This is a genomic window from Ideonella sp. B508-1 (genome assembly GCF_000333615.1).
Taxonomy (GTDB): Bacteria; Pseudomonadota; Gammaproteobacteria; order Burkholderiales; family Burkholderiaceae_C; genus Ideonella.
Window position 1 is genome coordinate 1 of sequence record NZ_BADL01000478.1, and the last position, 11,207, is coordinate 11,207.

The 11,207-nt window shown below is 65.4% G+C and carries 8 protein-coding genes and 2 pseudogenes; 3 read left to right on the forward strand and 7 right to left on the reverse strand.

Features of this window, described 5'->3' with window-relative positions:
• The 3 genes and pseudogenes from I73_RS29075 to I73_RS29080 all read right to left on the reverse strand — a co-directional run.
• Positions 1 to 188: pseudogene (locus I73_RS29075) on the reverse strand (NADPH dehydrogenase); the annotation flags it as partial.
• A gap of 15 nt (positions 189 to 203) precedes the next feature.
• Positions 204 to 464 carry a hypothetical protein gene (locus I73_RS18995; RefSeq protein ID WP_374701966.1) on the reverse strand — a complete coding sequence of 87 codons (261 nt, stop codon included), beginning with the start codon at positions 462 to 464 and terminating at the stop codon, positions 204 to 206.
• On the reverse strand, positions 380 to 1,075 hold the full coding sequence (locus I73_RS29080; protein ID WP_083876909.1) for a heparan-alpha-glucosaminide N-acetyltransferase: 696 nt from the start codon (positions 1,073 to 1,075) through the stop codon (positions 380 to 382). Before I73_RS29080 ends, I73_RS18995 begins: the two co-directional genes overlap by 85 nt.
• A 106-nt stretch (positions 1,076 to 1,181) precedes the next feature.
• Between I73_RS29080 and I73_RS19005 the strand changes: the two genes are divergently transcribed.
• Positions 1,182 to 1,790 (forward strand): EcsC family protein, encoded by a 609-nt coding sequence (locus tag I73_RS19005; RefSeq protein WP_022982068.1) that lies wholly within the window; start codon positions 1,182 to 1,184, stop codon positions 1,788 to 1,790.
• Here the strand turns inward: I73_RS19005 and I73_RS19010 are convergent.
• A complete protein-coding gene (locus tag I73_RS19010; RefSeq protein WP_022982069.1) occupies positions 1,787 to 2,158 on the reverse strand; it encodes a MerR family DNA-binding transcriptional regulator in 372 nt (123 codons plus the stop codon). The two genes, I73_RS19005 and I73_RS19010, sit on opposite strands and share 4 nt — an antisense overlap.
• Before the next feature lie 506 nt (positions 2,159 to 2,664).
• Between I73_RS19010 and I73_RS19015 the strand changes: the two genes are divergently transcribed.
• The gene (locus tag I73_RS19015) at positions 2,665 to 4,677 is read left to right on the forward strand and encodes a U32 family peptidase (RefSeq protein ID WP_022982070.1); all 2,013 of its coding nucleotides are present in this window, start codon (positions 2,665 to 2,667) and stop codon (positions 4,675 to 4,677) included.
• A gap of 8 nt (positions 4,678 to 4,685) precedes the next feature.
• Here I73_RS19015 and I73_RS19020 read toward each other — a convergent pair whose 3' ends face one another.
• The 3 genes from I73_RS19020 to I73_RS19035 all read right to left on the reverse strand — a co-directional run bounded on the left by I73_RS19020 (position 4,686) and on the right by I73_RS19035 (position 9,795).
• A complete protein-coding gene (locus I73_RS19020; protein ID WP_083876907.1) occupies positions 4,686 to 7,613 on the reverse strand; it encodes a DUF3857 domain-containing protein in 2,928 nt (975 codons plus the stop codon).
• Positions 7,614 to 7,666: 53 nt separating this feature from the next.
• On the reverse strand, positions 7,667 to 9,508 hold the full coding sequence (gene ftsH, locus I73_RS19030; protein WP_026096952.1) for an ATP-dependent zinc metalloprotease FtsH: 1,842 nt from the start codon (positions 9,506 to 9,508) through the stop codon (positions 7,667 to 7,669).
• Between the two features lie 68 nt (positions 9,509 to 9,576).
• A complete protein-coding gene (locus I73_RS19035) occupies positions 9,577 to 9,795 on the reverse strand; it encodes a SlyX family protein (protein WP_022982074.1) in 219 nt (72 codons plus the stop codon).
• Positions 9,796 to 9,987: 192 nt separating this feature from the next.
• Between I73_RS19035 and I73_RS29085 the strand changes: the two are divergent.
• Positions 9,988 to 11,207, forward strand: a pseudogene (locus I73_RS29085) (2,4-dienoyl-CoA reductase FMN-binding domain-containing protein); the annotation flags it as partial.

Here is an 11,207-nt window from a genome sequence, read left to right on the forward strand (position 1 = left end):
CGCCACAGCACGGGCACCGAGCCCGACTGGGGCTGCCAGGGCTCGATCTTGTGGGCCACCGTCCAGAGCGCACCCGTTTTCAGGCGCGCCAGTTCGGCGTAATAGGCCAGCAGCTCGGGCGAGTCGGCCACGTCGGCCCGACCGGCCACGGACTCGCGGTATTGATCGTAGTTGGCTTGTTGCGTCATGGCAGGTTCCTCGCGTCAGAGGGGGGTGGCGGGCTTGGCCAGCACGCGCTCGAACTGCGTGCGTGCGGGTTCCATGGCCGGGTGCCAGGCCACGCTGCCACGGCCCAGCCTGGCGAGTTCGCGGTGCAACCAGGCCGGGTCACTCATGAAGGGGCGGCCGATGGCGCAGAGGTCGGCGCGGCCCGAGGCAATCACGCTGTTGACCTGATCGGCCTCGGTGATGGCGCCCACGGCGATGGTGGCCACCTGCCCTTCGTTGCGGATGCGGTCGGCCATGGGCGTCTGGAACATGCGGCCATAGACGGGGCGCGCACGGGCACATAGTCCTCGGTGTAAGGCAGGCGGGTGACCAGGCCGGTCCAGTTCCACCAGCGGGTGTTGAAGAAGGGATGCCGCAGCCAGGCGGGGGCATGCCAGGCCAGTGCGCCCAGAAGCAGGAGCAGGAGGACGGTCGCCCTGCCGGCCACACGCTGCAGTGCCGGAACGATCCAGCGCACGAGCAGGAGCATCAGTGCGATGCCGTGCAACACGCCGAAGCTGATCCAGCTCTGCGGGAACATCATCGCCGAGCCGGCCGAGACCAGCGCCGCGCAGCCTGCCACCTGCAGCCAGCGTCGCCAGAAGCGCTGCCAGCTTTGGCCGGCCTCCAGCGCGACCGCCTGTCCCAGGCCCGCGCACAGCAGAAAGAGCGACACGATGCCCGTGCGCTGCAGGGTCCAGAAGGGATCGTTCAGGAAGTGCTGCGGCGGCGTCAACAGCCCATAGTGGTTGAGGTCGAAGCAGAAATGGAACGATGCCATCCAGAGGATGGCGACACCGCGCAGTGCGTCCAGCCGATCGAACCGGCCTGCGGGTCTGAAGGAAGTCAAGGAACTAGGCACGGGCATCACGATAGCCCGACTCCTTTGAGCGACTGTTGCGGGATTGCAGGACCATGTCTGGAACTCCTGCCTGTTGCGAGAATCCATCAGAACGGGAGGCGCAAGTCCATCCATGGCTGAGAGTTCATTTTCCGTCGGTGACCGGCTGGCCGATGCCATTCTGAATCTGGTGGCACAGGTTCCCCCCACCCGGGAGGAAGCCAGCGATGCCCCGCGCGCGGCTGCGGGACGGGTCATGCGGGTGGCGTCGGCCAAGGCCGCCCTGACCGCCGGCGGGCTGGCGTTGCCCACGGGACCCGCAGGCTGGCTGACCATCCTGCCGGAGTTGCTGGCCGTCTGGCGCATTCAGGCCCAGATGGTGTCGGACATCGCCGCCCTGTACGGGGCGCGGCATGCGCCCACACGCGAGCAAATGCTCTATTGCCTCTTCAGACACGCGGCCGCGCAGGCGGTGCGGGATCTGCTGGCCCGGGCCACCGATCGGTGGATGGTCCAGGAAGCCTCCGGGGCCCTGCTGCGCCGCGCCGCCCAGGCCGTCGGCCTGAAGCTGACCCAGAAGGTGGCACGCCGGGGTGCGTCGAGGTGGGTGCCGCTGGTGGGCGCGGCGGGCGTGGGGGTCTACGCCTGGCTGGACACCCGGCAGGTGGCGCAGACGGCCATCACGCTGTTCCAGGCCCCGGCCCGGGATGTCCCGGTGGCCTCGGAAACGGGCGCAGGCTAGGTGCTGGCCCCCAGGCGCTGCTGCACCTGGAGGTGGATGTGGCGCAGCTCGCTCAGCGTGGCGCCGATGTCGGCCTGCTGACGCTCCAGCTCGGTGAGGGTCTGCTGCAGTTCGTCCTCGGCCGCGCGCAAACTGGACACCTCGTTCAATTCGGGGGCGTCGTACAAGTCCAGGTAATGCCGGATCTGGGCCAGCGAGGCGCCGAGCGACTTGGATCGCAGGATCAGCATCAGCCTGGCCCGGTCACGCGGGCTGTAGACCCGGGAGCCATTGACGCGCCTGGGTTGGAGCAAGCCCTTGTCTTCGTAGAAACGGATGGCGCGCAGGGTGATGCCGAACTCCCGGCACAACTCCGTGATGCCAAACAAGGGATCCGCCGGCTCTCTGGCCGCCACACCGTCCGTGGGTGTGTCTGTCGCAAGCTGCGCGCTGTCAGGATGGATCATGCCGAGTGCACCTGAACGTTTCCCGCAGACCCCCGCTGTCCGCAGGCATGGTGCGATGCTAGGCAAGTGCAGGGAAATCTCCTATCAGCGTATATGCGGAGAGGGCCCTCCCCTATGCCGCAGTGCGCTGCCTTGAACGCCACACGGCGGCTGCGGTCCGCCGGAAAAGGAAGAGGCCAGGTTGACGCTTGGCCTGGATTTCCCGGGAAGGCAGGTGCGGGTCCGAACTCCGAACTGCTTGACCCTGTACCCGATTCAGTGGCTCGGGGTCACTGAACTTCCGATCTCACGTGGCCACCACGTCTCCAATGACGGAAGGGGCCATCCCCCAAGAATGAGGGGGTCACGAGGGTGACAACCATCACGGAACTGAGGCCCGCATCCCCTCCCGGAGGGACAAGGGGGCGGACCCGCTACCATGCCGGCCCATGATCCACCGCGAACGCTCCCGTCAACTTGAACTGCTCTCTCCCGCCCGGGATGCCGAAATCGGCATCGAGGCCGTGAACCATGGGGCGGATGCGGTTTACATCGGCGGGCCCGGTTTTGGTGCACGAGCGTCGGCTGGCAACCCGATCGAGGACATCGAGCGGCTGGCGCGGCATGCCCACCGCTTTGGCAGCAAGATCTTCGTCACGCTCAACACCATCCTGCGCGACGATGAACTGGAGCCAGCCCGCCGCATGGCCTGGCAGGTTTATGAGGCCGGGGTGGACGCCCTGATCATCCAGGACATGGGCCTGCTGGAGCTGGACCTGCCCCCCCTCCAGCTCCATGCCAGCACCCAGTGCGACATCCGCACGCCCGAGAAGGCGGCCTTCCTGGCGAATTCGGGCTTGTCGCAGATCGTGCTGGCCCGAGAGCTGACGCTGCCGCAGATCCAGGCCGTGGCCCAGGCCCTGCCGGCAGACACGGTGATCGAGTTCTTCGTGCACGGTGCGCTGTGCGTGGCCTATTCCGGCCAGTGCTACGTCAGCCATGCCCAGACCGGCCGCAGCGCCAACCGGGGCGATTGCTCCCAGGCCTGCCGCCTGCCCTGGACGGTCACCGACGACCAGGGGCGCATCGTGGCGCACGAGAAGCATGTGCTCTCGATGAAGGACAACAACCAGTCGGCCAACCTGGCCGCGCTGGTGGATGCCGGGGTGCGCAGCTTCAAGATCGAGGGGCGCTACAGGGACATGGGCTATGTGAAGAACATCACCGCCCACTACCGGCAGCTGCTCGACGAGGTGCTGGAGGGGCGTTCGGGCCTGAGCCGCGCTTCCAGCGGCCGCACCACCTTCCTGTTCACCCCGGACCCGGACCGCAACTTCAACCGTGGCAGCACCGACTACTTCGTCCAGGGGCGCCAGCAGGACATCGGCGCCTTCGACACGCCCAAGCATGCGGGCTTGCCGCTGGGCCACGTCACCCGCGTCGGTGTGGACCACCTGGAGGTGGAACTCGACGACGGCGTCGGTGCACTCAACAACGGCGACGCGATCACTTGGTTCGATCTGCAGCAGGAACTGCGCGGTGTGCCGGTCAACACGGCAGAGCCGCTGGATGCCAGCGGGCGGCGCTTCCGGGTGGTCCCCAAGGATCCGCTGTCCGAGTTGAAGGACCTGCGCCGCGGCACCGTGCTGATGCGCAACCGCGACATGGCCTGGGACCGGCTGCTGCGCAAGAAGAGCAGCGACCGACGCGTCGCGGTGGACCTTCATTTGGAGGAGACGCGCGAGGGCTTCGCGCTCTCGGTCACCGACGAGGACGGCCACCATGCCCGGGTGGAGCTGGCCCATGCTCACGAGGCGGCCCAGCAGCCCGAGCGGGCCGAGGCGGCCTTGCGCGAAGGTCTGGCCAAGCTGGGCACGACGATCTTCGCGGCGCGGGAGATCACCCTGGCCTTGCGCCAGCCCTGGTTTCTGCCGGCCGGGGCGCTCAACGCGCTGCGTCGGGACGCCATCGCAGCGCTGGAGGCCGAACGTGAGGTCTGCCGGGAGCGCCTGCCGCGCCGCGCGCCGGTGGAGCCGCCAGTGCCCTACCCCGAGGACACCCTGAGCTACCTGGCCAACGTCTACAACCAGAAGGCGCGCGACTTCTATGCCCGGCACGGCGTGAAGATCATCGAGGCGGCCTACGAGAGCCACGAGGCCCTGGGCGACGCCAGCCTGATGATCACCAAACACTGTGTGCGCTTTTCGCTGAGCCTGTGTCCCAAACAGGCCAAGGGCGTGACCGGCGTGCAAGGCACGGTGCGGGCCGAACCGCTGACCATCCAGAACGGCGACGAGGTGCTGACCCTGCGCTTCGACTGCAAGCCCTGCGAGATGCACGTGGTGGGCCGCATGAAGAAGAACGTGCTCAACCAGGCCCGCGCGGCCGAGAAGCAGGCCGCCCGCGAGGGCGTGCCGATCCAGTTCTACAAGACTCGACCCCAGGCCCTGGCACGTCGCTGATCTGTGGGTTACTTGTCGCCCTTGCCTGACTGGAAGGGCTTTCCCATTCGCCGGGCAGCGAAGACGTACTCCACATAGCCCACCGCTTGTGTGTCTAGGCTTTGCTGAAACAGACGAGCCGCATCATCTGTCTTGCCTTGGATGAGCGTCCATTCGCCCAGGAAGAAGTTCAACTCGCAGAGTTGACCTGCTGCCTCCAGGGGAGGCTTGAGCGCACTTTTGCGAACTGCCTCGACACTGTCCTGCTGCAGCAGCGCATTCAGGATGGGGCGAGGCCAGCGCTCATCCCAGCGAGTGGCGTAGGGGGCCATCACTTCAGCAACGTCCAGGCCACGGCGCTTGGCTACCAGAGACAGCCAAAGTCCAGCATACAGGGACTGGACACCAGAAGAGGCTTCAAGCACCTTGTTCAGGTCCTGGCTTGCTTCCTCGTAGCGGCCAAGCGCATACAGCGCACGGGCGCGGGTCATCAGGGCATCCTGATGGCCAGGTTGTTGCTGCAAAGCTTGGTCAGCCCAGCGCAAAGCCTCCTCGTCCTGGTAGCGCATGCCTGCATTCACCGCCAGATCAGAAAGGACCTGAGCATTGTTTGGGCGGATGGACAAGGACTGCTGAAAGTAGGTCTCAGCATCTGAGGGGCGTCCAATGTTGTCCATGTGTTCGCCCAAGGAAACAAGAATGTCGGCCCGCACTTGCGTCGGCAGCCATCCCTGTTGAAGCTGGGCCTCTTCAATCATGGACTCCAGGAGTATGTTCAATCCCTGTGGCCAAAGACGAGGCGCATTGCCCTTGCGAATCTGCTCGGCCATTGCCTTGGCCGACTCCTTGAGCGCCTCGGCCCGAGGTGCTGAAAGTGTGGGCAATTTCATGCTCATGCTGATCCGAGGCCAGAGTCGCAAAAGTGCGTCACGATGATGGGCCCAGTCGCTGGCTGGAATGCTGGACTGGTTGACGGACAGAGACCCTGACAACACCAACTTCCGTGGCTGACTAACCAGCTCTGTATGCACCCGCGTTGAGGCATCGCCATCATCACTCTGGCTGTGATTCTCCCCGGCAGTGACGTCTTCCGGGAATATCACCTGCAATCGATCGCGGTACAGTCCTGGGTCAATGAGCTGCAATCCCCGTTTACGTGGTGCCTGATCTGGCAACCGAAGATTGCTTTGCAGTGCGACGAGACCGATTTCACCAACCAACCTGTTATCGATCAAGCGCAGGTAATCACGCAGAACATAGCTCTGTGTGACGGTGATGGCGTCGTGTCCTTCCGCCTCGCTAAACTGAGGCTCTCCGACCGGGCTTGCTCCGAGGTATTGCGTGGCATATGCAGACTGGATGAAGCGGGCGATTTCAGACCGCTTTCCTTCGCCAGCATCCAAAGCGGTACGAAGGCTGTCTGCGCCCTCTCCAAAATAGGTCCAGCGACTGGTCAGCGTCGGCGGCTCGCTGAGACGATCAAACTGCAAAGTATCGTCAGCCGAGAAGCGTGTGATCCCCAAAGCGCTCGGCAGATCGATCAGTCCGGAGTCGCCGCTGACCAGCAAACCCCGTCCCCAGCCGATGACTTCCCGCTCAGACAAGGGGCCGCGCTGGCGGGCCCGAGTGGGGTCCAGCACATAGTTCTTTTCACCCAACCGCACCCTCACGATGGCGTGGTCGAATGCTTCAGGCGTGGGCAGCTGCTTGAGCGCCTCACTTCGGTAGACGCTGCTCACCAGAACGGGGGAGGCAGGAATGCCCTGATACTCAATCAGTGCAATCAGCAGTCTCACCTTGTCCTTGCAGTCACCAAAACGCTGGCGCAACACGACAGATGGGGCTGCTGGCTGATGAGAGTTGATGCCATCTTCGGACCCGAAATAGCGAATCTCGTTCTGCACAAAGTCCAGCGCTGCTTCCACACTGGCTTCGGGCGTGCCTTTCCTCAGAGCCTCTGCCTGAGCTTGCACTTCGGAGGTTATCTCGCCAGATTGCAGGGCAAACAGCCCATGAGCCCACTTGCCGACATCGGACCAGTCCTGGAACTCGCTGACCTGCACCAAGTCCGGCAGCCATTCGGCGGGCGGTGTGTACGGATCCATGGGGAACTGGGGCGCATTTCTCCGCACGACGGTCCATTCGTGCCATTCACCTCGCCCCACAGTCTTCGCTTTGTCGGCCCGCCTGTCTTGGACTTGATAAAGCCCGGCATCCGCCTGAAGCCTGATTGGCCGACTCTCGGGCGCAAGCACTCGCAAACGGCCCCAGCGCGTGGGGCCATGCCGGGAGATCATCCATTCGGAGTGGACGAAACGACCACCATACACAGGGTTGGCCCCTTCAATGCTATAGGCAATCTCCAGACGATCATTGATCCGGATGTCGGACATGATCAGCGAAGCTGTCATCCGGCCATCTACCATTTGACGTTCCAGCTGGGACTCTCGGTGCAGTATCTTGACAGGAGTGCTATGCAGTCGGTCTATTCGCTTACCATCTCGCCATACCGCGAGACTGTGGAGGGTCAGTTTCTCGTAGCTCGGATCGAATTCGATTTGCCATTGGGCAGCTTCCTCCAGGCTGGTAGAAGCCCTGACTTGGCGAACGGTGTGCCTGAATAAGCTCTGCGTGGGGTTGTTTCCAGGCTCGGCACTGCCGACCCGGATCTGGGTGTCATCCATCAGAACCACCAGGCCATCTCCTGGGAGATCGTCCGAAGCGAGAACAGGGGAAAGGTCCACCCAGCTTGGTAAGGCGGTCACCTGATAGCCGCCAGATGCTGACGCCTTGCCTGCAATCCCCGCTTGAGCTGTAGGGCGCATCGTGCCCGCAGAAGCAGTTGCCGCAGCGAACTGAGAGGCCAGGATGCAGCAAAAGACTGCGTCAAAAAGATGGGACCAGTTTCTGATTCTTCTCGGGATCAAGCCCGTGATGCTGTCAATCGCGCCCGGCATGTGTCTTCCTTCTCCATCCCTTATGCCTGAAGGAGGAAATTATGCCTTGGCTTTCAAAAAATTCCTTGATTCTTGATGATCAATTCAGCGATGGTATGGATAGAAATCTCATCCAGGGTTTCGTGCGCAAGAAGTTCCTGCGCACCTCGGTCGAGAATCGCCCGATTCGTTTTGAGGAGGGCCGTGGCACGGTCGAAGGCCCCCATCACCAGGGCCCGGATGGCCTGGTCGATGCGCTCCTGAGTCTGTTCCGACACATGGGCGGCCGCCGCCTCTGGCGTGGTGCCCTCCCCGCCTTCGAGCATGCGGTTGCGCGGCGATTCGTAGGCAACGAAGCCCAGCTCGGCGTCCATGCCGTAGCGCATCACCATTTCGCGCGCCAGGTCGGTGGCCTTGGCCAGGTCGTCCGAGGCGCCGGTGGAGAGCTCGCCGAAGACCAGCATCTCGGCCGCCCGACCGCCCAGCAGCACCGCCATCTTGCGCTCGAGCTCGGCCTTGGTCATCAGGTAGCGGTCCTCGGTGGGCCGCTGGATGGTGTAGCCCAGCGAGCCGATACCGCGCGGGATGATGCTGACCTTGTGCACCGGGTCCGTGCCCGGCTGGGCCAGGGCCACCAGGGTGTGGCCCATCTCGTGCACGGCCACCGTCTGTCGCTCCTTGGGGTTGAGCAGGCGGTTGCGCTTTTCCAGCCCGGCGACGATGCGTTCCACCGCCGCGGTGAAGTCGTCCAGGGTCACCTGGCTGGCCCGGCGGCGGGTGGCCACCAGGGCCGCCTCGTTCACCAGATTGGCCAGGTCGGCGCCCGAGAAGCCCGGCGTCAGCGCCGCCACCTCGTCGAGTTTGAGGTCCGGCGCCAGCGTGACCTTGCGCAGATGCACCTTCAGGATGTCCAGCCGCCCCTTCTTGTCCGGCCGGTCCACCAGCACCTGGCGGTCGAAGCGGCCGGCCCGCAGCAGCGCCGGGTCCAGGATCTCCGGCCGGTTGGTGGCGGCCAGGATGATCAGACCGGTCTGGGCGTCGAAGCCGTCCATCTCGACCAGCAGCTGGTTGAGCGTCTGCTCCTTCTCGTCGTGCCCGCCCAGGCCGGGAAAGGCGCCGCGGGCGCGGCCCAGGGCGTCGAGCTCGTCGATGAAGATGATGGCCGGGGCCTGGGCGCGGGCCTGCTCGAACAGGTCGCGCACCCGGGCGGCGCCCACGCCGACAAACATCTCGACGAACTCGCTGCCGGAGATCGAGAAGAACGGCACGGCCGCCTCGCCGGCCACCGCGCGGGCCAGCAGGGTCTTGCCGGTGCCCGGCGGGCCGACCAGCAGCACGCCCTTGGGCACATGGGCGCCCAGGCGGCCGAAGTCCCCCGGGTGCTTGAGGAACTCCACCACCTCGGCCAGTTCGGCCCGGGCTTCGTCCACGCCGGCCACGTCGGCAAAGGTCACGCCGGTGTCCGTCTGCACATAGACCTTGGCCCGGCTCTTGCCGATGGACATGAAGCCGCCCAGGCCGCCGCCGGCCTTGTCGGCAAAGCGGCGGAACACGAAGAACCACAGGCCGAAGAACACCGCCGCCGGCACGATCCAGGACAGCAGGTCGCGCAGCAGCGTGCTCTCGATCACCCGGCTGTAGGGCACGTGGTAGCGGTCCAGGCGCTCGGCGATGTCGGGTTCCACCCGGTTGGTCACCAGCAGCAGCTTGCTGCCCTGGGGCGTCTTGAGCTTGCCGGTGAGCTGCCGGTCGGTCACCTGCACTTCGGCGATCTTGCCGTCGGCAAGCGCCTGCTCGAAGGCGCTGTAGGGCACCGCCTCGACTTCGCGTGTGCTCTGCCACAGGTCCTGCAGCGTCAGCAGCATCAGCGCGGCAATGAACCAGTAGCTCAGGTTCCAGGTGTGTTTCTGGGTGATGGGCATGGGAACGGTCCGACAAGCGATGGTGCGGCAGGCTCTGCCCGACCACGCGTCACCCGCCGGGTTCAATAGTGCGGAGGAATCTCGTCGCGCAGGCTGCGGAAGGACGTGGTGTCGTCGCCTGCGGATTGCCGGCGCAGCTGCAGCAGTTCGCGCAGCAGCAGGTCGATTTGCTCCTGCTGCTTCGCCACGGTGGAATTGAGGTGCTCGAGCAGATCTTCGGTGAAGCTGAACTTCACCTCCAGATCGATCAGCCTGCGCTGGGTGTCGTCCGGCAGGGGCATGGTGAAAACATCATGGAATGCGGTGGATCTCGACAGCTTATTGCATCTTGGGGCCAGGCAGGCTGCCCGCGCGGTGGTTTTGCCTCCAGCTTGCTTGACGGCGCTGTGGCGCGGGTGGGACACCGCGCGCAGGGCAGACGGTGCACACTGCACTTTTGACCTTGTCTGCCGCACGCTGCCAGACCCGCCACGATGAGCCGATACCCCCACCTGCTGCAGCCCCTGGATCTGGGGTTCACCACGCTGAAGAACCGGGTCCTGATGGGTTCCATGCACACCGGGCTGGAAGACGGTCGCGACCTGAGCCGGATGGCCGCCTACTTCGCGGAGCGGGCCCGGGGTGAGGTGGGGCTGATGGTGACGGGGGGCTTCGCCCCCAATCTGGTGGGCTGGCTCAAACCCTTCTCCGGCATGCTGGCCTCCCAGGCCGGGGTGCGGCGGCACCGGGTGGTGACGGAAGCCGTCCATGCCGAGGGCGGCAAGATCGCCCTGCAGATCCTGCACGCTGGCCGCTACGCCTACCACCCGCTGGCGGTGGCCCCCTCCCCGTTGCGCTCGCCCATCTCGCCCTTCCGGTCCCGTGGGCTGAGCAGCTCGGGCGTGGAGCGCCAGATCCGTGCCTTCGTGCGCTGTGCGGTGCTGGCCCGGGAGGCCGGCTACGACGGGGTGGAGATCATGGGCAGCGAGGGCTACCTGATCAACCAGTTCCTGGCCGCGGCCACCAACCAGCGCGACGATGCCTGGGGCGGTGCCTACGAGCAGCGCATGCGTTTTCCGGTCGAGGTCGTGCGGCGCATCCGGGCCGCCGTCGGGCCGGACTTCATCCTGATCTTCCGCCTGTCGATGATCGACCTGGTGCCCGGCGGCTCCAGTTGGGCCGAGGTGGTGCAGCTGGCCAAGGCCCTGGAGGCCGCCGGCGCCACCCTCATCAACACCGGCATCGGCTGGCACGAGGCCCGGGTGCCCACCATTGCCACCAGCGTACCGCGTGCCGCGTTCGCCTGGCTGAGCAAGAAGATCAAGGCCGAGCTCAAGATCCCGGTGATCACCAGCAACCGCATCAACACCCCGGAGACCGGGGAAGTGCTGCTGTCCGAGGGCTATGCCGACATGGTGTCGATGGCTCGCCCGCTGCTGGCCGACCCCGACTTCGTGCGCAAGGCCCGCGAAGGCCGGGCCGACCAAGATCACACCTGCATTGCCTGCACCAGGCCTGCCTGGACCACATCTTCGCAAACCAGCCCGCGAGCTGCCTGTTCAACCACGGGGCCGGCACGAAACCACGCTGCGCATCCTGGCCGGTCACAGTTCGCGCCGCCTGGCCGTGGTGGGTGCCGGCCCGGCCGGTCTGGCCGCCGCCACCACGCTGGCCGAACGCGGTCACGAGGTGCACCTCTTCGAGGCAGGACAGG

Excerpts from the sequence above, each read along its gene's own strand:
- I73_RS29080 (WP_083876909.1), bottom strand. The coding sequence starts at position 1,075 with ATGCCCGTGCCTAGTTCCTTGACTTCCTTCAGACCCGCAGGCCGGTTC.
- I73_RS19005 (WP_022982068.1), top strand. The coding sequence starts at position 1,182 with ATGGCTGAGAGTTCATTTTCCGTCGGTGACCGGCTGGCCGATGCCATT.
- I73_RS18995 (WP_374701966.1), bottom strand. The coding sequence starts at position 464 with ATGGCCGACCGCATCCGCAACGAAGGGCAGGTGGCCACCATCGCCGTG.
- I73_RS19015 (WP_022982070.1), top strand. The coding sequence starts at position 2,665 with ATGATCCACCGCGAACGCTCCCGTCAACTTGAACTGCTCTCTCCCGCC.
- I73_RS19035 (WP_022982074.1), bottom strand. The coding sequence starts at position 9,795 with ATGCCCCTGCCGGACGACACCCAGCGCAGGCTGATCGATCTGGAGGTG.
- I73_RS19020 (WP_083876907.1), bottom strand. The coding sequence starts at position 7,613 with ATGCCGGGCGCGATTGACAGCATCACGGGCTTGATCCCGAGAAGAATC.